The following is a 22,718-nucleotide window of genomic DNA, read 5'->3' as shown; positions in this document are numbered from 1 at the left end:
AACTACTTAGAAGCTATTAACTCACTTTAAACTGATTCACCAGTGCTTGCTGCTGTTTTGAGAGTGAGCTAATTTCTGCACCTACAGCTTCAGATTCCCCAGCCTGCTCTAGTATCTGAGCACTCAGATCCCGAATATTCGCCACGTTTTGATTCACTTCAGCGGAAACCGTTTGCTGTTCTTCTGCGGCTTTCACAATCTGAGAGTTCATATCGTTAATCGCTGAGATGGCATCGAAAATCTTGTTCAGCTCAGACACGGCTTGCTGTACATGCGACGCCGTCCCATTCGCCAAACTGTTGCCTTCTTGGATAGCGTTCACCACATCACGGGTGCCTTTTTCAACTTTCTCGATCACTGTTCGGATTTCACCAACCGACGCCTGTGTCCGACTAGCAAGGTTGCGAACTTCATCTGCAACCACTGCAAAGCCTCTTCCTTGCTCTCCTGCCCGAGCCGCTTCAATAGCAGCATTGAGTGCGAGTAAGTTCGTCTGTTCTGAAATGCCTTCAATCACCTCAAGAATATCAGTGATATTGACGTTGTTACGCGCTAGATCTTCAACAATAGGCACGGCGCGGTTCATGGTATTGACCAAGTTGAGCATCTCAGCTTCCGAAGTTTTAATCACTTCCTGACCGATACGAGCAGACTCATTTGCTTGCTCTGCTGCATGTACCGCATTTTCTGCATTCTGGACAACTAAGCTCGCTGTCTGCGTCATCTCTTCAGAGGCGGTAGCAACAAGGTCGACTTCTCTAAACTGCGCTTCACTGCTACGTCTTGTCTCACCAGCAGTGATCTTTGCCTGCTCAGTGGTGTCCGCAACTGAATGAGTGGTTTCAATCACTTGCCTTATTGTGGATTGCAGTTTGTCTAGAAACTTATTGAACCCGTGAGCCAACTGACCGATTTCATCTTGCGATTGAACATCTAAACGCTGAGTTAAGTCGCCTTCACCATCAGCAATGTCATTCAAACGCACGACGACTTCACGAATTGGCTTTACTATGCGTGACGCTGTGTAAGCAATCACCGTTAACCCCAAAACAGCAAATAATAACCCAGCAAGCAATTCTACTTTTACGCCACTTTCTACTTGCGCAGTAATTACGCTATCGAGTTCGTCTGCATCTTTAAGAACACTGCTACGGGGCATCTCGAATATCACGCCCCAAGTCTGATTAGCAACGGTAATCGGTGCAAACACCGTCATCCATTGCCCATCTTCACTCCACAATGATTCGACTTTTTTACCAGACAAAAGCCTTGAAACCTTGTCTTTAGAAACGCTTGAGCCGCCAAATGGTTGTCCAATAGTCAGAGCTTGATCATCACTGGCGATAAGTGTTCCATCCAAACTAATAATGAAAATTTTGCCTTCACCATTAAATAAGCTGCTATCAGAGTCTTTCGCGACAACCAACAAAGGATCTAACTTTAAATCGATTCCGTAAAAGCCAATCACTTCCTCATCAACAACGATTGGAACTGAAATAGAAGTTGCCAAAAACTGCTCTGTTCCTTGGCTAATTAATCGTGGCGAAGTTACACAAGCGTTTCCGTCATTAATCGGGCAGGCAAAACGCTCGCTATTTTCGTTATCAGACAGCTGTTTCTCAGTTAAAACTTCATTTATTGCATTCTGGCCATCATCGGCAGATCGCCAATATGGAGCAAAACGTCCGATATCGTTGGAACCAACATAATCGGCATTCACATAGTTACTGTCTTCAGAATCGAGAGCGTTAGGTTTGAATACTAGGTAAGCGCCTTCGATGGTTGGGAAATCTAGTACGGATTTGCGAACCATTTCGTTAAGCGCTGTACGTAGCGCTTCACTTTCACCGAAGTTGTCTTCCGAGTTTTTCTTTAGGAATAAAGACGTTGAAGAGAGCATTTCTGCACGATAAATCGCTTCACTGAGATATTCTGATATTTCAGTGGAATTCAACTGTGCGCGGGTTTTCAGTAATTGTTGAGACTTATTGATAACGGATTCAGCGCTCTGATTTTTAATGACCTGCTGATTAGTAACAGCATTGTAAACCGAAAACCCGATAAGAGATAACGAGGTTACGAGCAGGCAAAAACCTGCCAGCAGTGTAATTTTCCACTGAACTGATAGTGTTCGCATACAACATCCTTATGCTAGCGTTTAAACTCATATAATCGAATGAGATAGCTAGAAATTAGACCATAATCTATCGATATATCAATACAAATCTGACACAAAACTCACCATTTTCGGACACAATCAGTTTGAGCGAGTTCTTCGGTTTGTTCTGTTCAAGCTAAGTGGTAACATCAATCTCGTTCGTTGTTACCTTTTTATGTAATCAATTCAATTAGTAACGACTTAATAAACATCAAATTAAGGACTAACCAATGAAAGTTATCAGCTTTAACATCAATGGGTTACGAGCAAGGCTTCACCAACTCAAAGCACTGATTGATAAACATCAGCCTGATGTTATCGGCTTACAAGAAATCAAAGTTCACGATGAAGCCTTCCCTATCGAAGATGTCGAAGCCATGGGTTATCACGTCTATTTTCACGGGCAAAAGGCACATTACGGTGTGGCTATGCTCTGCAAGAAAGAACCTATTGAAGTTAAGAAAGGTTTTCCTACCGACAACGAAGATCATCAAAAGCGTATGATCATGGCGACATTCTTGGATGACAACGGCGAAAAAGTGACTGTTCTTAACGGCTACTTCCCGCAAGGCGACAATATCGGACATGAAATTAAATACCCATACAAGCGCCAGTTTTATAAAGATTTAATGACGTATTTAACTGAGCACCATAGCAGTGATGAACAGCTTATTGTTATGGGTGACATTAACATCAGCCCAATCGATTCAGATATCGGCATTGGCGAGGCCAACCGCAAGCGTTGGCTACAAACCGGTAAATGTTCATTCCAACCAGAGGAACGCGAGTGGCTAAAAACACTCACGGATTGGGGCTTCGAAGACACATTCCGTAAACTTCACCCAAGCGTTGATGATAAGTTCTCGTGGTTTGATTACCGTTCTCGTGGCTTTGATGACAACCGAGGTCTGCGGATTGATGTCATTTTGGCTACGCCATCGCTGGCTCAAAAATGTGTTGAGGCGGATATCGACTATGAACTTCGCGGCATCGACAAACCTTCTGACCACGCACCTATCTGGTCGGTATTCAACTAGTCATCCCAGTGATATTTCGCTCCTAATATGACAAAGCCCCTACTCAGGGGCTTTGTTTATTTCATACCTAAATCGCAGATGTGGTTGTTCAGAAACGTTAGCTAAGTGGACGCAAATAGCGCAAGAAACGTTTTTCAGCACCTTTAAAGCACCAAAGTACAATGAAGGTTAAGCTCATATAGAACAGACCAGCTGTTAAGAATGATTCAAATGGTGCGTAATAACGTGAATTCACCAAACGTGCAGCACCCGTTAAATCCATAATGGTAACGATACCTGCCACTGCACTGCCGTGAATCATAAAAATCACTTCGTTACTGTAAGCCGGCAATGCACGACGAAGTGCACTTGGCAGAATAATACGGCGATAAGTTTGGAATACACTCATACCATAAGCTTTAGCGGCTTCAACTTCACCTTTTGGCAGACCATTAATTGCACCACGCACAATCTCTGCGGTGTAGGCAGAAGTGTTGAGAATAAACGCCACCAAAGCACAGAACCACGCATTTTCCCAAAGGGTTCCTTTTACAGGGAAAAACTGATCCATACCGTAGTAAATCAGATATAGCTGCACCAGTAATGGCGTACCTCGGAAGAAATAGATGTAGCCCCAAGAAGGCAAATTCAGCGCATAGTTTTTACTGTTACGTGCGATAGCTAAAGGAATTGCAATACATATACCAATGATCAGAGAGAGAGACACTAACCATACTGTTGTCCATAAGCCTTGAAAGTAAATTGGAAGGCTTTCAATAATCAGTGAAAAGTCCATATCTACCTCGTATGAATACTAAATTTACGCTCAACTAGCTTAAGCAGGCCGGTCGAAATGCTGGTAAAAACAAGGAATATGACTGCAACCGTCATGTAGAAGGTAAATGGCATTTTCGTCGAACCAGCAGCCAATGAACTCATGCGAACCATATCTTCTAAACCGATAATAGAAACCAGCGCAGTCGTTTTCAGCAGTACCAGCCAGTTGTTACCAAACCCCGGTAGCGCGTGACGAATCATTTGCGGTAGAAGTATGCGTCTGAACGACAATACAGCGCTCATACCATAAGCTTTAGCCGCCTCCATTTCGCCTTTATCCACCGCCATGATTGCGCCGCGAAAGGTTTCTGCCATGTATGCACCAAAGATAAACCCTATCGTTAATACACCAGCAATAAAAGGGCTCACATCGATGTAATCAGGCACATACTGAACCCATTCATCGGCAGTACCAAGCCAGTTATTTAGAGATTCGTTGATTGAGTAAAGACTGTTATTTAATAAGATTTGACCACCGAAGAAAATCAGCATCATCAGAACAAGGTCTGGGATGCCACGAATAATGGTGGTGTAAAGAGTCGCGATACCCTTAGCCCAAGCGTAAGGAGATAACTTCGCTAGAGCTCCTAACATGCCAAGCACAACGGCTAACAATAGTGAAAGTATTGCAACTTCAATGGTGAGTACAGCCCCCTTTGCGATAGAGGCTTCATATCCCTGTAGATCCAGCATAAAAACTTCCTAGTCCTTAAAGCTTGGCTGCTGGGTACTGCTACGAACTAGGAACCAACAACCAAGAATGCCTTTATTATTGTTACGTCTCTGTCGTTCAGCACGACAGAGACATTTGAGGCTTATTAATCGCCGTATACGTCGTATTTGAAGTATTTGGCAGCGATTTGTTGATAAACGCCTTTTTCACGAAGTGAAGCGATAGCGCCATTTAGCTTTTCAGTCAGGTCTTTATCTTGTTTACGAACTGCAATACCAAAACCGTCACCGAACCATTTAGGATCAGTCAACGAAGGACCAACGAATTCATAGCCTTCGCCACCTGGTTTGTTTAGTACGCCATCTTCTAGTGCAGACGCATCACCTAGAACAGAAGCAATACGACCATTTGCAAGATCAAGGTAAGCTTCATCGAACGAACCGTAACGAACGATTTCTACAGAATCACCGTAGTTGTCAGTCAGGTACTTGTCGTGAGTGGTTGCACGTTGCACACCAATTTTAACGCCTTTAAGACCTTCTTTAGAGAAATCTAAACCCGCGCCTTTCTTAGCGATAAATTTGTTAGGAATCAGTGCATATTTACTAGTGAAATCGACTTTCTTCTTGCGCTCTTCAGTGATAGACATCGCTGCGATGATTGCGTCGTATTTACGAGCAAGTAGAGAAGGAATAATACCATCCCAGTCTTGAGCAACGATTTGGCATTTTACTGCCATCTCTTCACAAAGCGCGTTTGCCATATCAACGTCAAAGCCTTTCAGAGAACCATCTGATTCTGTCCAGCTAAACGGAGGGTAAGCGCCTTCAATACCGAAGCGTACAGTTTTCCACTCTTTCGCTTGGGCAACACCGGTCGCAGCTGTAGCAGCTATTGCCGCAACTAATAACCACTTTTTCATTTCCATACTCCTGTGATTGTTGTGTTTTATTTTTACTTTAGTTTTCTCCGCCCATCTTTAAGAAACCGAAGGGCCGAAAGATATTAATAGATTGAAGAGATAAACTGCTTAAGACGCTCTGAATCGGGATTACTAAACAGCTTTTTAGGATCGCCCTGTTCTTCCACCACTCCTTGATGCAAAAACAATACATGATTAGAAACGTCACGAGCAAAAGCCATTTCATGAGTAACCACTAACATGGTTCGCCCTTCTTCAGCTAACGAGCGCATAACTCCCAGCACTTCACCTACTAACTCGGGGTCAAGAGCTGATGTTGGCTCGTCAAACAGTAATACTTCAGGTTCAACAGCGAGCGCTCTTGCAATTGCAGCGCGTTGTTGCTGACCTCCAGAGAGGTGCCCAGGGTAGTAATCTTTTCGCTCGTAAAGACCTACTTTCTTCAATAGTAGTTCAGCATTTTCTATTGCTTGAGCTTTAGGAACACCTAAAACGTGAACAGGTGCTTCAATCACGTTTTCCAGCACTGTCATGTGTGACCAGAGGTTGAATCCTTGAAAAACCATAGCTAAGCGCGAACGGATACGCTGCACTTGTTTTTCATTGGCAGGAAGAGAGACACCTTGACGGTTCTTTTTCATTTGAATCAATTCACCATTAACCCAGATTTCGCCATCTGTCGGTGTTTCGAGTAAATTGATGCAACGTAGAAAGGTACTTTTGCCAGAACCGGATGAGCCTATAATAGAGATAACATCCCCTTTATGTGCTTGAAGTGAAATGCCTTTCAGAACTTCATTCTGGCCAAATGTTTTGTGCAGTTGTTTTATATCGAGCGCTGGTACTTCATTCATGCGCTTTAACTCCCTGTATTTTATGACACTGCAGAGCATTCCAGCTCAATTTCGCTACAAAGTATCACTCGACGCTATAACATGCAACAAATTATTAACCTACAAAAATGAAATATTTAGTTATTTTATGTGAGTATTAATTCATAAAATGGCTATTTCTTCTTCAAAGCACGCATATTAAAACACTCTCCCCCTATTAAACACAACCAAGCCAATTTAACAAAAATGCTAAAAGCAAGACTTATAGCAAACTTTGAATCATAACCACCACGCATAGGTTTTCACGTTTTGGCAAGTTCAAAAGGGGTAATAAACATCACACTTTGAAAATTAATTTCAACCATAAAAACCACTATCTGCCTGATTTTATTATGACGATGTAGTTTTCTTTCATTTCCCAAACTAAAGTGATCAAGATCAATCACTATAAAGGGTTAGCACGTTAAACTCGCCACCACTTATAAGGCTATTCTAATGCCCATTATTATTTCGTTGGCTATGCTATAAAGCACAATAGAAACGTGTTACATATTCAGCCGAAACTTTCGCTATTGCGGACACTTAAGCAGAATTCAATTCAGAATTAATAACTTTATATAATGAGGAATCTATGTCAGAAGCAGTGAATAAAGCGCATTCTGATTCAGATATCGAGACTAAGAGCTACAGTGAGCTTCATCGTCCAGCGTCTGAGTTCGACAGCCGTTCAGATTACTTAGATCATGAACTACAAATCATGAAGCCTCGCCGCTTTGGTTTAAACTTGCCGGGTCGCGATTTCCGTTTCGAACTAGAAGATTTCGTTCCTGCTCTTGCTGGTACTATCGGCATCATCGCGATGTACTCAGCAGTTATGATGTCTTGGGCGGAAGGTTTAACTCAAGCTTGGGATCACGTTCATCTAACGAAAGAGTTCGCCATCGAAGTCGCTCGTGTGGAAATGTTGATTCCTGCACTCTTATTCTGTGTGCTTGCTTCTGGTGTATTCAACCCTAAAGCAAACTTAGCAGGTAACCACGGTCCGATGATTCCACTTATCGGTACTATCGCTCTAGCCGGTGCTCACCCTCTTGCATTAGCATTGCTTATCGGTGTCTTTGGTCTGCTACTTAGCTTTTTCAAAGGTGGTTCTAAGCTTGTTAACCTCACTTCTGAAGGCACTGCTGGCGGTTTACTTATCTTCTTAGGTTTAACGGGTACAATCAGTCAGATTAACTCCATCCAAGCTTGGGCTGTGAGTTTACAATCCGCAGACGTAGCCGCGGGAAGCATGGGTTATGTCGGTTTAGTTGTACTTGGTGTGACCGTTGCTATCTACGCTTACCTAGCGAAAATCAACAAGCGTTGGCTTGCAATCCCTGTGTGTGCGTTTACTGGTCTAGCTATCGCATTGCTATTCGGCGCAGGTTTTGACATCAAATTCGAAACACAAATGGGCCTTCCAAACCTTAACCCAGTTTACTGGTGGGGCAGCACTGAAGAAGGTTGGATGTTAGGTCTTCCTAACATGGAACACTTCATCGCATCTCTACCATTCGCAATTCTTGCAGTGGCAATGTGGTCACCAGACTTCCTTGGTCACCGTATTTTCCAAGAGATGAACTACCCTAGAGGTACTGAAAAAGTACTAATGGACGTAGATGACACTATGACTATGTGTTCATTCCGTCAAATGGTTGGTACAGCGGTTGGTGGTGGTAACATCACTTCATCTTGGGGTACTTACATGATCCCTGCGGCTATCGCTAAACGTCCAATTCCTGCGGGTGCAATTCTGCTTGGTCTGATCGTAATGACTGTTGCGGTACTTGGTTTCCCTATGGACGTTGCAGTATGGCCACCTGTAATGCGTGTTGCGCTACTAGTAGGTGTATCTCTACCTCTACTAGAAGCAGGTATGCAAATGGTTCGCGATACTAAAGACTCACAAGCGGCTGGTATCTGTATCTTCGCTTCTATTGTTGCGAACCCAGTATTGGCTTGGGCTCTAACCATGTTCCTAGACAACAACGGTCTAATCGGTGACAAAGAACGTGCTTCACGTTTGTCATTCATGGATAAAATTGTTATCCCTGTAACCGTGTTTATTATCTGTCTTGTTGCTATGCTTGCAGTTGGTATGCTAGAAGCTCAATATGGTCTTAAAGCTTGGTTATAAGCTAAAAGGTTAAAATTTAGATGGGTAGCGCAAAACGCTACCCTCTTTTATTATTGGCTTTTTCAACTTTTATTGATTTAGTTTAAGTTTTGCAATTTTTTTTTAGTGTAATGTGATTTCATCAAACGGACATTTCACTGTAAGAACAAGTAACAATATCTATAGTATTAGTCTGAGATTATGAACTATACATATTGTTATTAAATAGAGTGTACTGCCTCTCTTTAACTAAAGAGATAGCTGGCTCAACGGCGAAACAGTACGTGTTTTTTCTACTAAAAAGGTAGGTATGTCATGGCAGAGCAATTTGCTAAAGCTTGGGAAGGTTTTGCTGCAGGTGAGTGGCAAAATGAAGTAAACGTTCGTGATTTCATTCAAAAGAACTACACTCCATACGAGGGTGACGAATCTTTCCTAGTTTCTGAAGGAACTGAAGCGACTAAAACGCTTTGGGCTAAGGTAATGGAAGGCATCAAACAGGAGAACTCTACTCACGCTCCTGTGGATTTTGACACTTCAGTTATCTCTACCATCACTGCTCACGATGCAGGCTACATTGAAAAAGATCTAGAAACTATCGTTGGTCTTCAAACTGACGCTCCACTTAAGCGTGCAATCATCCCTAACGGTGGTATCCGTATGGTTGAAGGTTCATGCAAAGCATATGATCGTGAACTTGATCCTATGGTTTCTAAAATCTACACAGAATACCGTAAAACTCACAACGCTGGTGTTTTCGACATCTACACTCCAGACATCCTTGCATGTCGTAAATCTGGTGTACTAACGGGTCTTCCTGACGCATACGGCCGTGGTCGTATCATCGGTGACTACCGTCGTGTTGCACTATACGGTATCGACTTCCTAATGAAGGACAAACTAGCTCAATTCACGTCTCTACAAGAGCGTTTTGAGAACGGTGAAGACCTTCACATGACTATGCAACTTCGTGAAGAAATTGCTGAGCAACACCGCGCTCTTGGTCAAATCAAAAAAATGGCTGCGAAATACGGCTGCGATATTTCTCGTCCAGCTGAAACTGCTCAAGAAGCTATCCAATGGACTTACTTCGGCTACCTAGCTGCTGTTAAGTCTCAAAACGGTGCTGCAATGTCTCTAGGCCGTACTTCTACGTTCCTAGACGTGTACATCGAGCGTGATATCGCTGCAGGTAAACTCACAGAAGCTCAAGCTCAAGAAATGATCGACCACTTCGTAATGAAACTGCGTATGGTTCGTTTCCTACGTACTCCTGAGTACGATGAGCTATTCTCTGGCGACCCAATTTGGGCAACAGAATCAATGGGTGGTATGGGTCTTGACGGTCGTACGCTAGTAACGCGTTCTAACTTCCGTTTCCTAAACAGCCTATACACTATGGGTCCTTCTCCAGAGCCAAACATCACTGTTCTTTGGTCTGAAGCGCTACCAGACGGTTTCAAACGTTTCTGTGCAAAAGTATCTATTGATACTTCTTCTATCCAGTACGAAAACGATGACCTAATGCGTCCAGACATGAACTCTGACGATTACGCAATTGCATGTTGTGTATCTCCAATGGTTGTTGGTAAACAAATGCAGTTCTTTGGTGCTCGTGCGAACCTTGCTAAAACGATGCTTTACACCATCAACGGCGGTATCGATGAGAAACTGAAAATCCAAGTTGGTCCAAAAATGGACAAGATCTCTGGTGAATACCTAGATTACAACGAACTTTGGGAAAAAATGGACCACTTCATGGATTGGCTAGCTAAGCAGTATGTGACTGCACTAAACGCTATCCACTTCATGCACGACAAGTACAGCTACGAAGCGTCTCTAATGGCTCTACATGACCGTGACGTTATCCGTACTATGGCATGTGGTATCGCAGGTCTATCTGTTGCAGCTGACTCACTATCTGCAATCAAATACGCGAAAGTTAAACCAATTCGTGACGAAGATGGTCTAGCAATCGACTTCGAAATCGAAGGCGATTACCCTAAATTCGGTAACAACGATTCTCGCGTAGATGATATCGCTTGTGAACTTGTATCTGTATTCATGAACAAGATCCGTGAGCTTAAGACTTACCGTAATGCGATTCCTACTCAGTCTATCCTTACTATCACTTCAAACGTGGTATACGGTAAGAAAACTGGTAACACTCCTGACGGTCGTCGTGCTGGTACTCCATTTGCACCTGGTGCAAACCCAATGCACGGTCGTGACGAGAAAGGTGCGGTAGCATCATTGACTTCAGTAGCGAAACTACCGTTTGCTGACGCTCAAGATGGTATCTCTTACACCTTCTCTATCGTTCCTAACGCATTAGGTAAAGAAGAAGCAAGCCAACGTGCTAACCTTGCAGGCCTAATGGATGGTTACTTCCACCACGAAGCTGGCAAACTAGAAGGTGGTCAACACCTAAACGTTAACGTGCTTAACCGCGACACTCTACTAGACGCTGTTAAACACCCAGAGAAATACCCTCAGCTAACTATCCGTGTATCTGGTTACGCTGTTCGTTTCAACTCTCTGACTGCTGAACAACAAGCTGACGTTATCGCTCGTACATTTACTGAGTCTATGTAAGACTTCGCTTAAATAATGAGCTACAAGCCCTCGCTTTTGCGGGGGCTTTTTATTTATTCAGTAAATTTATCAAAGCGTTAATAATGCTTAATGAGACTCAAATATTTAAATCCAACATTTATCATTACTCGTCTTAGCCTTTTCAATCAGTTAAACTCACGGCTCTGTTGTATTCGAGCTGTAATCAAATGTCCGTATCCCGCATTTTCCTTTTATTAACATGCAGTTTTTCTGCTCTTGCTGCTCAAACGCCGACTGTAACTCTCAACGTTGATAACGATGGTATTTACGGGATAGACCAAGACTACACTAGCGGTCTTTTCCTTTCGTACACCTCTGGTGCCGTTCGTCCAAATTGGTGGTCAAGGCCACTTAGTCTTTCCGCTTGGGGAGCTACCAGTTTAGATAAGTGGGAGGTCAGCTTGGGTCATAAAATGTGGACACCTTCAGATATCACGCTTGATACACCACAACCGAATGAACGCCCCTATGCAGGCTTACTACACGGTGAATTCAGCTACATCAGCTTGCACCCGCAACAGGCGCAACGCTTTAATCTGCTGATTGGAACCACAGGCGAGAGTTCTCTTTCTGAAGAAGCTCAACGCATCGTTCATTCCATTACAAAATCTGACGATCCAAACGGTTGGGCTTATCAGGTTGAAGACAAAGTGGTGGGCAGTGTCGGCTATCTTTCTCATTTCAACTTAATTCGCCAACGCTTCACCATGAGCACGGACTTTGAAATCTCCAATATTTCAGAAGTAAATATCGGTAACTACCGTAGCGATGCCGCAACAGGATTTATGGTTCGTTGGGGACAAGATTTGGCGGGTAACTTTGGTAGCGCGCAAATTTCTGTGGAAAACCCATTTAAGGCAGGCATGATTGGCGCGTCTGACTATGGTTGGTTTCTTTTTGGTGGTATTGAAGGGCGATATCGTTTTAACGACATCACAATTGAAGGAAACAGACCACTAGAAGGCCTAGAGCATCCGGCAAGTTATTACGAAGTGACTTTAGAACCTTGGCAAGCTACGGCTGTAGCAGGCGCTGCATGGTACAGCCGCCACTTCGGTTTTACCTTTACAACAACCGCCAATACTTCTGAATACAAGCAAGATAAGAAATCTCTACATGGTACTGGCGGCGTTTCTTTCTACGCGTTTTTCTAGACGCGATTGTTGGGTACCTATCGCTTAAATACTAAAGCGTTGGCAATCAGAGTTTAGCTCTGAAGAACGTTGGTCTACGACGCGGCTGATTGAACGCAGCTGCTCGTTGTTATCTTCGAGTTCTTTCATTGCCACAGAAATTTGCGTCATATTGTCAGCCATGGATTGACTGGTAGTCGCCAATTCTTTAATGGAACTGACGATGATTTCCGTCTGGTGCGCTGCCTCTCCTGCTTTATTGGTGATCTGAGCCAAAGCCTCCATTGCTTCATGGCCTCGCTCTTGACCAACCTGCATGGTTTGTCCAGATTGGCCAAATTTCTGAATAACCTCAGCACTCTCTTTCTTCATCGTCTCGATAGTCCCTGAGATTTCCGCAACCGCATTCACGGTACGTACAGCCAAGTTTCGAACTTCATCTGCCACAACCGCAAAACCGCGTCCTTGCTCCCCTGCTCGCGCAGCTTCAATAGCCGCATTTAACGCTAACAAGTTAGTTTGCTCAGCAATGCTATTGATGATATCCATGACTGAGTCAACTTTGGTCGAAGCTTCTTCCAGTTGCTGAATATTGGTCGTCGCAGAGCTTAGAATTTTGCCAACGTCCTCTAGTGAACCAATGGCGGCTGCGATGACTTTCGCACCATTTTCCGCCGCCTCTGTCGATGACTTACTCACATCAGAAACAAACGCCAGAGAATTAGACACTTCATGAGTAGTAACACTGACTTCTTCAGTGGCAGAAGCCAATAACTGAGTTTGCCCTAACACATCAGACTGCCCGTTCACAAGGTCGTCAATGCCAGTGTTTAGTTGTGCCGCATCTCCTGATAACGCTTCACTTCGCTGCTGAACAGCTTTGACCAACTCCCCTAAGTGTTCGCAACTCTGGTTAATCGCTACCGCCAATTGGTTAAACTCATCATTAGGATTATTCGATATAGGCATTCGCTGTGACAAATCACCTTGCGACAGGCGTTCCATCACCGCTTTGGTTTGCGATAGTGAACGAGTCAAAGAGATACTTAGCATGACAAAAATCGAAATAGTTATCACCGCTAAGACGGCACAAGCCACCAGCACAGACCACTGAGTTTGAACTCCTGCGTGCTCGGCTTGACGCTGATATGTCTCACTAATGTCACCAATTTGCTTTGATAAGTTTTCTATAATACTTTTCGCTTGAGACTCACTGGTAAACAATTGCTCTTGCTGCTCATTAACCAATTGTGAAAGTTCACTAACACGTAAAAAAGTTTCTTTGAAATTCGCCACTTCTTTTTCATAGAGAGAAAGCATTGAGTAGCTTTTCGACATATTTATAAAGCCGGCCATAGCACGATTAAATAGCTTTAGGTTTTGTTCACTTGGCTGAAGAAGATAGTTTTGTTGCGCTTTGACAACAGCTTGGAAATCAGAATTGATGGTCACCATCCCTGTTTCAGCGATTTTCGCTTCTATGGTGGTCGCCAGTTGTTTTAGCTCACCCAGTTTGCCCTCTTCGACGTTGAAACCCAATTCAGATTTGAGCTCCATCCAAGGTAAGAGTGACTGTTCAAATTGTGAGGTGACTTGTAGCAGTTGCTGAGACTCTTCATTGAAGTTTAATTGCTGAAGAAAAGTGATATCTGTCTGAACATGCTCCATCAAGCCTTTTAACTTTTCCTTAGCTTGAGAAACCTGATCTGCGGTGAGACTTTCTTTTTCGGAGGCCAAAGCAAGAAGATCGGCTTGGGTTGAGTGCATAGCCAATGCTCCAGACGTAATGTCCGAACTCTGCTTATATTGTGAGCCCATACCGGACAAGCTCATTGAGGTATAAAGACCAAGGCTAACAAAGCCGATACATAGAACAATAATAAAAAGTGTGATTTTTTGCTTCTGAGATAATTTCAGTACATCCATGCTAATCTTCCTTGTCACCATCCTGTGACTTTAGACTTCAAGATACTACGGGCTAAAGTGTCGTAATGTTTCGTTTACATTTTTGTCACTTATATCTTTTTTATAACACCCATCTTCAGCAATTTCGATTTTTTTTTAAACTATTTATTACAACTCTGAATGGAATAAGGAAAACCTATTTAATCCACACTATTTGTAATAAAATGACGACTAAATTACACAATCGAGAGCAACACATGTCTACTTCTGGTCGAATTCACTCATTCGAATCTTGCGGTACGGTTGATGGCCCAGGAATTCGTTTCATCGTTTTTCTTCAGGGTTGCTTATTCCGTTGTAAGTATTGTCACAACCGTGACACTTGGGACACACACGAAGGCAAAGTGGTTACTGTTGAAGAGATCATCAACGAGGCGAAGTCTTACCGTCATTTTATGAATGCTTCTGGCGGTGGTGTTACGTGTTCTGGTGGCGAAGCCATGCTTCAACCTGAGTTTGTCAGAGACTTCTTCCGAGCGGCGAAAGCAGAGGGCATACACACATGCCTAGACACCAACGGTTATATCCGTAAATTTACGCCTGTGATCGATGAAGTTCTTGAAGTCTCTGATCTTGTGATGCTCGATATCAAACAGATCAATGACGACATCCACCAAGATTTAGTGGGTGTATCCAACAAACGTACTCTCGATTTTGCTCAATACCTGCACAAGATTAATCAACCAACCTGGTTGCGCTACGTGATTGTTCCCGGCTATACCGACGATGATGAATCAGCCCATAAACTGGGTGAGTTCATTAAGGATATGGACAACATTGAGAAGATTGAGCTGCTTCCATATCACAAACTTGGTGCTCACAAGTGGGAAGCGATGGGAGAAGAGTACCCACTTGAAGGTGTAGAGCCTCCAAGTAAGGAAACCATGGATAGAATTGTATCTATCCTTGAGCAATATCACTCAAACGTAAAATACTGATTCAAACTCGGTGACGATTCGTTAAAAATGCCAACCATAACCGGTTGGCATTTTAATATCTGTCTCACACGATGAAATGCATTAAAGGATAAATTCTACTCTTAGGGATTATTTTGCAGTTACAAGAACTTGTCGCGCTGGCTATCGTTGTTATCTTCTTCGCCATCTCACTCAAAGATGTACAGCACGCTTTTTTGCCGAAGTTTAAAACTGAAAAATCCTTTCAGCATCTGACCTATGCCGTGATGTTTGCCCTTGTGTTACTCTGGTCAGCGCAGGCCAGTGTCAAAGATGGTCTCCAAATCCATTTCTTAGCACTCACAACACTGACCATGATGTTCGGTTGGAGAAGCGCTTTCATGCTGACCATTCCGGTCAGTTTTGCTCTGGTCATCGTAGGGAAACTGGCGCTGTTTGCTCTACCGGAATTTTTATTGCTCTCCAGCTTGGTTCCGATTTTGATCTCCTATGCCGTATTCTCGTTAAGCTATCACTATCTGCCACGTAACATTTTTGTATTCATTTTTGTCGCAGGATTTTTCAACGGCGGTTTGACCGGAAGTTTACACCTCGCCATCAATGCGGGTTATCAACTCAATCTGGGTAACCACGACTGGAAAACCATATTAGACAACTATCTTATCTTTGTACCTCTACTTGCCTTCCCTGAAGGGCTGCTTAACGGTATGGCTCTGGCAATACTTTCGGTGTTTAAGCCTGAGTGGCTGAGAGTGTTCTCTGATCGGGACTATATCTACAATCATCATCACAAAAAATAGTCACACCTCTGCGTATTTTATGTACTATCTCTATTAAAACAGTGTTGAGATCATGTTTCAGATTAATGCATTACTGTTAACCTAACCTCAGCAAAAAAATAATCAATTTTTAGTGAGGCCAGCTATGGAAATGACTAACGCTCAACGTCTTATTCTTTCAAACCAATACTTCTTAATGTCTCAGCTTGACCCTTCAAACTCAGCAAAATACAAGCGTATGCAAACCATTGTTGAGCGCGGTTACGAACTCCAAATGTGTGAATTAAATAAAGAGTTTGGCTGTTTAAGTGATGCCCAATGTCGTGAAGTTATCGACATCATGGAGATGTATCACGCAATGCAAGAATCACACAAAATGCTCAGTGAAGAAGCGAGAAAAGACGTTGATGTACGTCGTTTGAATTTCTTAGGCTACGACATTGCAACAGAAGGCCAGTTGGTTAACTACGTTCGCTTCTTAGTCGATTCTGAAGGTCTTTATCCTCAATTTGACAAAGGCGACCACCATTTCAACAGTCAGATGCCAATGGCTGACAAATATCATCGCATGCTGGCGACATGGCGTCATTGCCCACGTCAGTACCATTTGTCTGCAAATGAACTGCGTCAGATCTTTAACGCATAGTTAAGAGCTAACCATCGGTTAAAAATACTAATTTAAAATGCAGTAAGGCGGACTTTGTCCGCCTTACTTATATCAAAATTCCGGGCTTAGAAAAGATAAGCAATACCAAAAGAAACGGTAGTACTAATACCACTTTCTATGATCGGACTTTTTTCTATATCCCCTTCCAGATTCGTATAGCGAACGTTGCCGTTCACTCTCACTGTATCAATGATGTTCCAGTAGGCTGACGCGCCAATAAAGTACAGGCCGTCCCACTTCGCTTCAAACTCAGGCAATCCGCTACGTGCCGCTTCTTCACTAGAAACACCATAGAGATGGTTATTCAGCTTATCTGAGTTGTATGAGTAACCAATACCCGGAGTCACTCCCCAGTTACTAAAACGTAGTGGGAAACGCAACGCTACTTCTGCATATAAACCATTATGTGTATCACCGATGTCTGTAGCAGCAGAGGTTTCGAGTAAACCAACCGGAGTTCTCAATTGATAACTGACACCGCCTAAAATCGTTGAGGAACGTTTATCCAACATTTGAATTTGCGCATTGTCTGAGTCTCCCGGTTTGAGAGTTCTCGGATCATACATCAGTTTGAAAACGAAGTTTTGCGGAGAACTCATCGGCAGAACTCGGTAGCCCGCACTGAAGCCACGCAGAAACAGGTGCTCACCTTCATAACCGATAACAGGAATTACCGTTTGATTCGATGGCGTTTCTTTATAAACCGCTGGTGAATACGCCGCCGCGACGCCTAACGACCATTGATCAGGTTGCGCTTGAGCAGGAAGTGCCATTGTCAAAGAGAGAGCAACAAACGCAGAAAAGTAGAACTTATTCATAGTGATAGTTATGTCCATTGGTATGCAATCCATTGAGTGACATCATACGAACCTATGCACCCATTGACAATAAAGATGAGAACTATTGTGATTTTTAACCTTTAAAACCGTTTGAACGTCTCATTCATGAACCACATTGGACGCGACAAGCACAAAACATTTCTTCTGCAAATATCAAATTCGAAATTTCTTTTTATCATCACTAATTTGAAATAAATGCATAATCTCTAAGCAAAATCGCGAATAGCAAACTAGTCTTAAATTGTTAGGGATTTATGTTTTAAAGCGGTTGTATGTCTGTGTGACATTTTTAGAGGGGACTTACTATGAGTATTTTTGACCACTTTCAGGCACGCTATGAAGCAGCCAAGGATGAAGAGCTAACAATTCAAGAGTTCTTAAATCTATGTAAAGAAGACAAAAGCGCATACGCAAATGCGGCCGAACGCCTGTTGCTCGCCATCGGTGAACCCGAGATGGTAGATACTTCAAAACACCCTCGATTAAGCCGTATTTTTTCAAACCGAGTTATCTCCAGATACAAAACTTTCCAAGACTTCTACGGTATGGAAGATGCCATAGAACAAATCGTTTCTTACTTAAAACACGCCGCTCAAGGCTTAGAAGAACGTAAACAAATTCTTTACTTACTCGGCCCTGTGGGTGGTGGTAAGTCTTCTCTTGCTGAAAAACTCAAAGCACTCATGCAGCAAATGCCTATTTATGTCCTTTCGGCAAATGGCAAACGCAGCCCTGTGAACGATCACCCGTTCTGCTTATTTGATGTCAACGAAGATGGAGAACTTCTAAAGCAAGAATACGGTATCGAAAAACGCTATGTTAAATCCATCATGTCACCGTGGGCAGCAAAACGCTTACATGAGTTTGGTGGTGATATCACCAAGTTTAAAGTGGTTAAAGTTCGCCCTTCAATCTTGGATCAAATCGCAATAGCGAAAACCGAACCGGGTGACGAAAACAACCAAGATATTTCCTCACTGGTAGGTAAAGTCGATATTCGTCAGTTAGAGCACTTCTCTCAAGACGATCCTGATGCTTATAGCTATTCAGGCGCATTGTGCCGCGCGAACCAAGGTTTAATGGAATTCGTAGAGATGTTTAAAGCGCCAATCAAAGTGCTTCACCCTCTACTCACCGCGACACAAGAAGGGAACTATAACGGTACAGAAGGTCTTTCAGCCTTACCGTTTGACGGAATGATACTCGCCCACTCTAACGAATCTGAATGGCAGGCTTTCCGTAACAACAAAAACAATGAGGCATTCCTAGACCGTGTTTATATCGTCAAGGTTCCTTACTGTCTGCGTGTTTCCGAAGAAGTTAAAATTTACCAAAAACTGCTTGAGCACAGTGAGCTTTCCAAAGCGCCATGCGCACCAAGTACACTTGATCTGCTTGCTCAATTCAGCGTACTTTCGCGTTTGAAAATTCCTGAAAACTCATCGCTATTTTCGAAAATGCGGGTTTACGATGGTGAAACACTCAAAGACACCGATCCAAAAGCGAAAAGCTACCAAGAGTATCGTGACTACGCAGGCGTCGATGAAGGCATGTCGGGTCTTTCCACTCGTTTTGCGTTCAAGATTCTCTCTCGCGTATTCAACTTCGACCACAGTGAAGTATCGGCAAACCCTGTACATCTCTTCTATGTAATTGAACAACAAGTAGAACGTGAGCAGTTCCCACAAGAAACGGCTGACCGTTACTTAGAGTTTGTGAAGGGCTACCTCGTACCGCGTTATGTCGAGTTCATCGGTAAAGAAATTCAAACCGCATATTTAGAGTCCTACTCTGAGTACGGTCAAAACATTTTCGACCGCTACGTCACTTATGCGGATTTCTGGATTCAGGATCAGGAATACCGCGATCCGGAAACTGGGCAACTGTTTGACCGAGCTTCACTCAACGGCGAATTGGAGAAAATCGAAAAAACCGCTGGGATCAGTAATCCGAAGGATTTCCGAAATGAAATCGTCAACTTCGTATTACGTGCACGTGCGAATAATAATGGTAACAACCCAGCTTGGACCAGCTACGAAAAATTGCGCACCGTTATCGAGAAAAAAATGTTCTCGAATACTGAGGAACTACTACCTGTTATCTCCTTTAATGCGAAAACCTCTTCTGAAGATCAGAAAAAACACGACAACTTTGTCGCTCGCATGATGGAGAAAGGTTATACCGAAAAACAAGTGAGACTATTGTCTGAGTGGTATTTACGCGTACGTAAATCTTCTTAAACACTGTCTGTACCCAAAGAACTTGTTGTAAAGGGTATATCTGAAATCCAACTAAGCAGGCATCCAAGGACAGGATGCCTCGTTGGGGGAGCTATTCAGGTGACGTTATACGGGGGAAGACTCATGCCGCAATTCATCGATAGACGATTAAACGGTAAGAACAAAAGCGCGGTGAACCGACAACGCTTTTTACGCCGTTATAAAGAACAGATTAAAGAGTCGGTTTCCGATGCGGTAAACCGCCGTTCAATCACGAACACAGAAACTGGCGAAGATGTGTCTATACCAAATAAAGACATCAAAGAGCCTGTCTTTCATCAAGGTCAGGGAGGCATGCGTGAGCGTGTACACCCAGGCAATGATCAATTCATACGCGGTGACAAGATAGAACGCCCTCGCGGAGGTGGTCAAGGCGGCGGGTCAGGTGAAGGAGAAGCCAGCCAAGACGGTGAAGGCGAGGACGAATTTGTATTCCAGATTTCCAAAGACGAATATTTGGATATTCTGTTCGAAGACCTCGAACTGCCGAATCTCGAAAAAAACCAAATCAATAAGATAACGGAGTGGAAAACCCATCGAGCTGGATACCAGACTGCGGGTTCAGCTTCCAACATTGCTATTGTTCGTTCGCTACAACAATCATTGGCACGCCGCACTGCGATGACCGCCAATAAACGTCGTTTAATGAAAGAATTGGAAGAAGAGTTAGAACGAATTAAAGTCGCGGAACCTGCTCTGCTTCTAGAAGAAAAACGGATCAAAAAAGAGATTGAAGAACTGCGCGCCAAAATTGAAAGCGTGCCTTTTATTGATACTTTCGATTTGCGTTTCAAAAATTACGAAAAACGCCCTATTCCATCTAGCCAAGCGGTTATGTTCTGTTTGATGGATGTCTCTGGCTCTATGGACCAAGCCACCAAAGACATTGCAAAACGCTTTTACGTATTGCTCTATCTGTTCCTGACTCGAACATACAAAAACGTCGAAGTAGTGTTCATTCGTCACCATACTCAAGCGAAAGAGGTGGATGAACAAGAATTCTTCTATTCCCAAGAAACTGGCGGCACCATTGTTTCCAGTGCACTTAAGCTGATGCACGAGATCATTGAAGAACGATATCCGCTTGGTGAATGGAATATCTACGGTGCACAAGCTTCCGATGGTGATAACTGGGCGGATGATTCGCCACGCTGTAAAGAGTTGCTCACCAAACAACTGCTACCTTACTGTCAGTACTATGCCTATATCGAGATTACCCGTCGGTCGCATCAAACCTTATGGCACGAATATGAAAAACTGCAGCCAGCCTTTGGTAATTTTGCTATGAAGAACATTCGCAGTGTGGAGGATATTTTCCCTGTCTTTAGGGAACTATTCCAGAAGGAAACCGCATAGGGGGGAGCGCGTATGACAACCAATGCTACAAAAAATAAGTCAAATGCTGCGCCGAAGAAACGCGCAACCAAATCGAAAGTTCTGCCTGATGGGCCGGATTGGACCTTTGACATCCTAGAGCAGTACCACACAGAGATAAAACGTGTCGCTGAGTTTTATAAACTGGATACCTATGAGAACCAAATTGAAGTCATTACTTCTGAACAAATGATGGATGCCTATTCCAGTATTGGTATGCCTATCAATTACAACCATTGGTCATTTGGTAAGAAGTTTATCCATACCGAACAAAACTATAAGCATGGACAAATGGGACTGGCGTACGAGATCGTCATCAACTCCGACCCTTGTATAGCTTATCTGATGGAAGAAAACACCGTAACCATGCAAGCGTTGGTCATGGCTCACGCCTGTTACGGACATAACTCTTTCTTCAAAGGAAACTACCTATTCCAAACATGGACCGACGCAAGTTCAATTATTGACTACCTGCTGTTTGCTAAAAATTACATTGCCGGATGTGAAGAGAAATATGGTGTTGATCAGGTAGAACGCTTATTAGACTCGTGCCATGCACTAATGAATTACGGAGTCGACAGATACAAACGCCCAGAGAAAATTTCCATCGCCGAAGAAAAAGCGCGCCAAGAAGAACGTGAAGAGTATTTGCAGTCTCAGGTGAATGCCCTTTGGCGCACCGTCCCACAGAAAGCGAGAGCGGAAGACGACCAACCGCGTTTCCCGAGTGAGCCACAAGAGAACATTCTCTATTTCATCGAAAAACACGCGCCACTGCTTGAATCATGGCAGCGTGAAATCGTCCGTATCGTGCGTAAAATTAGCCAGTATTTCTATCCGCAAAAACAAACACAGGTAATGAATGAAGGTTGGGCTACCTTCTGGCACTACACCATTTTGAATCACCTGTATGACGAAGGACTAGTGTCAGACAAGTTTATCCTAGAGTTTCTGCACAGCCACACCAGTGTTGTGGCTCAACCGCCATACAACAGTCGTTACTTCAGTGGTATAAACCCTTATGCGTTAGGGTTTGCAATGTTTACCGATATTAAAAGAATTTGTGAAAACCCAACCGACGAAGACTACGAATGGTTCCCTGAACTGGCAGGGACAGACTGGTTAGAAGCGGTGCATTTCGCTATGCACAACTTCAAAGATGAAAGCTTTATCAGCCAATATTTATCACCGAAACTTATCCGTGATTTCAAGTTGTTCGCCATTGCAGACGACGACAGGAAGAACTTCATTGAAGTCACCGCCATCCACAATGACAGCGGCTATCAACAGATACGAGAGAAGCTCGCTGCTCAATACAATCTGAGTAACTTGGAACCGAACATCCAAGTATTCAGCGTCGACGTTCGTGGGGACCGTTCCATCACACTGCAGTATGTCCCCCACGACCGAATTCCTTTAGACCCAAGCTACGAGGAGGTACTAAAACACATGCATCGCCTATGGGGTTTTGAAGTCAAATTAGAGGAGGTAAAAGACACTGGAAGAAGAGAAATCCTCGCAACCTGTCCTAAAAAAGGTGATCACGAATAGT

General features: G+C 43.4%; 17 protein-coding genes. 10 read left to right on the top strand and 7 right to left on the bottom strand.

Annotation, left to right across the window (positions count from 1 at the left end; translation table 11 throughout):
* Window positions 1-16: 16 nt before the first annotated feature.
* Entirely contained in the window at window positions 17-2,137 is a 2,121-nt protein-coding gene (locus AAGA51_RS05275; protein WP_042486658.1) for a methyl-accepting chemotaxis protein, read from the bottom strand.
* Between the two features lie 251 nt (window positions 2,138-2,388).
* Between AAGA51_RS05275 and xthA the strand changes: the two genes are divergently transcribed.
* A complete protein-coding gene (gene xthA, locus AAGA51_RS05270; RefSeq protein WP_042486661.1) occupies window positions 2,389-3,195 on the top strand; it encodes an exodeoxyribonuclease III in 807 nt (268 codons plus the stop codon).
* A gap of 97 nt (window positions 3,196-3,292) precedes the next feature.
* Here the strand turns inward: xthA and AAGA51_RS05265 are convergent, their stop codons facing one another.
* The 4 genes from AAGA51_RS05265 to AAGA51_RS05250 all read right to left on the bottom strand — a co-directional run bounded on the left by AAGA51_RS05265 (window position 3,293) and on the right by AAGA51_RS05250 (window position 6,460).
* Window positions 3,293-3,970: an ABC transporter permease gene (locus AAGA51_RS05265; RefSeq protein ID WP_042486663.1), complete on the bottom strand. Its 678-nt coding sequence runs from the start codon at window positions 3,968-3,970 to the stop codon at window positions 3,293-3,295.
* A 2-nt stretch (window positions 3,971-3,972) separates the two neighbouring features.
* A complete protein-coding gene (locus AAGA51_RS05260) occupies window positions 3,973-4,704 on the bottom strand; it encodes an ABC transporter permease (protein WP_042486666.1) in 732 nt (243 codons plus the stop codon).
* Window positions 4,705-4,829: 125 nt separating this feature from the next.
* Window positions 4,830-5,606 (bottom strand): ABC transporter substrate-binding protein, encoded by a 777-nt coding sequence (locus tag AAGA51_RS05255; protein WP_042486669.1) that lies wholly within the window; start codon window positions 5,604-5,606, stop codon window positions 4,830-4,832.
* An 83-nt stretch (window positions 5,607-5,689) separates the two neighbouring features.
* Complete coding sequence (locus AAGA51_RS05250; RefSeq protein WP_042486672.1) at window positions 5,690-6,460, bottom strand: ABC transporter ATP-binding protein; 771 nt, start codon at window positions 6,458-6,460, stop codon at window positions 5,690-5,692.
* A 610-nt stretch (window positions 6,461-7,070) separates the two neighbouring features.
* Between AAGA51_RS05250 and AAGA51_RS05245 the strand changes: the two genes are divergently transcribed.
* From AAGA51_RS05245 to AAGA51_RS05235, 3 genes are all read left to right on the top strand, one after another.
* Window positions 7,071-8,618, top strand: coding sequence for a DUF3360 family protein (locus tag AAGA51_RS05245; protein ID WP_042486675.1), 1,548 nt, complete (start codon window positions 7,071-7,073; stop codon window positions 8,616-8,618).
* Window positions 8,619-8,912: 294 nt separating this feature from the next.
* Window positions 8,913-11,192: a formate C-acetyltransferase gene (gene pflB / locus AAGA51_RS05240; RefSeq protein ID WP_042486678.1), complete on the top strand. Its 2,280-nt coding sequence runs from the start codon at window positions 8,913-8,915 to the stop codon at window positions 11,190-11,192.
* A gap of 188 nt (window positions 11,193-11,380) precedes the next feature.
* The gene (locus AAGA51_RS05235) at window positions 11,381-12,367 is read left to right on the top strand and encodes a lipid A deacylase LpxR family protein (RefSeq protein ID WP_042486681.1); all 987 of its coding nucleotides are present in this window, start codon (window positions 11,381-11,383) and stop codon (window positions 12,365-12,367) included.
* Between the two features lie 24 nt (window positions 12,368-12,391).
* Here AAGA51_RS05235 and AAGA51_RS05230 read toward each other — a convergent pair whose 3' ends face one another.
* Complete coding sequence (locus tag AAGA51_RS05230; protein WP_042486684.1) at window positions 12,392-14,272, bottom strand: methyl-accepting chemotaxis protein; 1,881 nt, start codon at window positions 14,270-14,272, stop codon at window positions 12,392-12,394.
* A 236-nt stretch (window positions 14,273-14,508) separates the two neighbouring features.
* Here AAGA51_RS05230 and pflA point away from each other — a divergent pair, with 236 nt between their 5' ends.
* From pflA to AAGA51_RS05215, 3 genes are all read left to right on the top strand, one after another.
* Window positions 14,509-15,249, top strand: coding sequence for a pyruvate formate lyase 1-activating protein (pflA, locus tag AAGA51_RS05225; RefSeq protein ID WP_042486918.1), 741 nt, complete (start codon window positions 14,509-14,511; stop codon window positions 15,247-15,249).
* Window positions 15,250-15,386: 137 nt separating this feature from the next.
* Window positions 15,387-16,028 (top strand): energy-coupling factor ABC transporter permease, encoded by a 642-nt coding sequence (locus AAGA51_RS05220; protein WP_415679605.1) that lies wholly within the window; start codon window positions 15,387-15,389, stop codon window positions 16,026-16,028.
* Between the two features lie 124 nt (window positions 16,029-16,152).
* A complete protein-coding gene (locus AAGA51_RS05215; protein WP_042486689.1) occupies window positions 16,153-16,653 on the top strand; it encodes a YfbU family protein in 501 nt (166 codons plus the stop codon).
* An 86-nt stretch (window positions 16,654-16,739) separates the two neighbouring features.
* Here AAGA51_RS05215 and AAGA51_RS05210 read toward each other — a convergent pair whose 3' ends face one another.
* Entirely contained in the window at window positions 16,740-17,510 is a 771-nt protein-coding gene (locus AAGA51_RS05210) for a MipA/OmpV family protein (protein ID WP_415679604.1), read from the bottom strand.
* A gap of 308 nt (window positions 17,511-17,818) precedes the next feature.
* Between AAGA51_RS05210 and AAGA51_RS05205 the strand changes: the two genes are divergently transcribed.
* From AAGA51_RS05205 to AAGA51_RS05195, 3 genes are all read left to right on the top strand, one after another.
* Complete coding sequence (locus AAGA51_RS05205; protein WP_042486692.1) at window positions 17,819-19,753, top strand: PrkA family serine protein kinase; 1,935 nt, start codon at window positions 17,819-17,821, stop codon at window positions 19,751-19,753.
* A gap of 123 nt (window positions 19,754-19,876) precedes the next feature.
* Window positions 19,877-21,148, top strand: coding sequence for a YeaH/YhbH family protein (locus tag AAGA51_RS05200; protein WP_042486694.1), 1,272 nt, complete (start codon window positions 19,877-19,879; stop codon window positions 21,146-21,148).
* A 12-nt stretch (window positions 21,149-21,160) separates the two neighbouring features.
* Window positions 21,161-22,717: a SpoVR family protein gene (locus AAGA51_RS05195; RefSeq protein ID WP_042486699.1), complete on the top strand. Its 1,557-nt coding sequence runs from the start codon at window positions 21,161-21,163 to the stop codon at window positions 22,715-22,717.
* Window position 22,718: the final 1 nt, after the last annotated feature.

This window comes from Vibrio diazotrophicus (assembly GCF_038452265.1).
Classification (GTDB): domain Bacteria; phylum Pseudomonadota; class Gammaproteobacteria; order Enterobacterales; family Vibrionaceae; genus Vibrio; species Vibrio diazotrophicus.
The sequence above is the reverse complement of the archived record's forward strand: the minus strand, read 5'-3'. Positions and strand labels throughout refer to the sequence as shown.

Excerpts from the sequence above, each read along its gene's own strand:
- AAGA51_RS05210 (WP_415679604.1), bottom strand. The coding sequence starts at position 17,510 with ATGGACATAACTATCACTATGAATAAGTTCTACTTTTCTGCGTTTGTT.
- AAGA51_RS05260 (WP_042486666.1), bottom strand. The coding sequence starts at position 4,704 with ATGCTGGATCTACAGGGATATGAAGCCTCTATCGCAAAGGGGGCTGTA.
- AAGA51_RS05235 (WP_042486681.1), top strand. The coding sequence starts at position 11,381 with ATGTCCGTATCCCGCATTTTCCTTTTATTAACATGCAGTTTTTCTGCT.
- AAGA51_RS05205 (WP_042486692.1), top strand. The coding sequence starts at position 17,819 with ATGAGTATTTTTGACCACTTTCAGGCACGCTATGAAGCAGCCAAGGAT.
- AAGA51_RS05195 (WP_042486699.1), top strand. The coding sequence starts at position 21,161 with ATGACAACCAATGCTACAAAAAATAAGTCAAATGCTGCGCCGAAGAAA.
- AAGA51_RS05200 (WP_042486694.1), top strand. The coding sequence starts at position 19,877 with ATGCCGCAATTCATCGATAGACGATTAAACGGTAAGAACAAAAGCGCG.
- AAGA51_RS05255 (WP_042486669.1), bottom strand. The coding sequence starts at position 5,606 with ATGAAAAAGTGGTTATTAGTTGCGGCAATAGCTGCTACAGCTGCGACC.
- AAGA51_RS05250 (WP_042486672.1), bottom strand. The coding sequence starts at position 6,460 with ATGAATGAAGTACCAGCGCTCGATATAAAACAACTGCACAAAACATTT.
- xthA (WP_042486661.1), top strand. The coding sequence starts at position 2,389 with ATGAAAGTTATCAGCTTTAACATCAATGGGTTACGAGCAAGGCTTCAC.
- AAGA51_RS05215 (WP_042486689.1), top strand. The coding sequence starts at position 16,153 with ATGGAAATGACTAACGCTCAACGTCTTATTCTTTCAAACCAATACTTC.
- pflA (WP_042486918.1), top strand. The coding sequence starts at position 14,509 with ATGTCTACTTCTGGTCGAATTCACTCATTCGAATCTTGCGGTACGGTT.
- AAGA51_RS05230 (WP_042486684.1), bottom strand. The coding sequence starts at position 14,272 with ATGGATGTACTGAAATTATCTCAGAAGCAAAAAATCACACTTTTTATT.
- pflB (WP_042486678.1), top strand. The coding sequence starts at position 8,913 with ATGGCAGAGCAATTTGCTAAAGCTTGGGAAGGTTTTGCTGCAGGTGAG.
- AAGA51_RS05275 (WP_042486658.1), bottom strand. The coding sequence starts at position 2,137 with ATGCGAACACTATCAGTTCAGTGGAAAATTACACTGCTGGCAGGTTTT.
- AAGA51_RS05265 (WP_042486663.1), bottom strand. The coding sequence starts at position 3,970 with ATGGACTTTTCACTGATTATTGAAAGCCTTCCAATTTACTTTCAAGGC.
- AAGA51_RS05245 (WP_042486675.1), top strand. The coding sequence starts at position 7,071 with ATGTCAGAAGCAGTGAATAAAGCGCATTCTGATTCAGATATCGAGACT.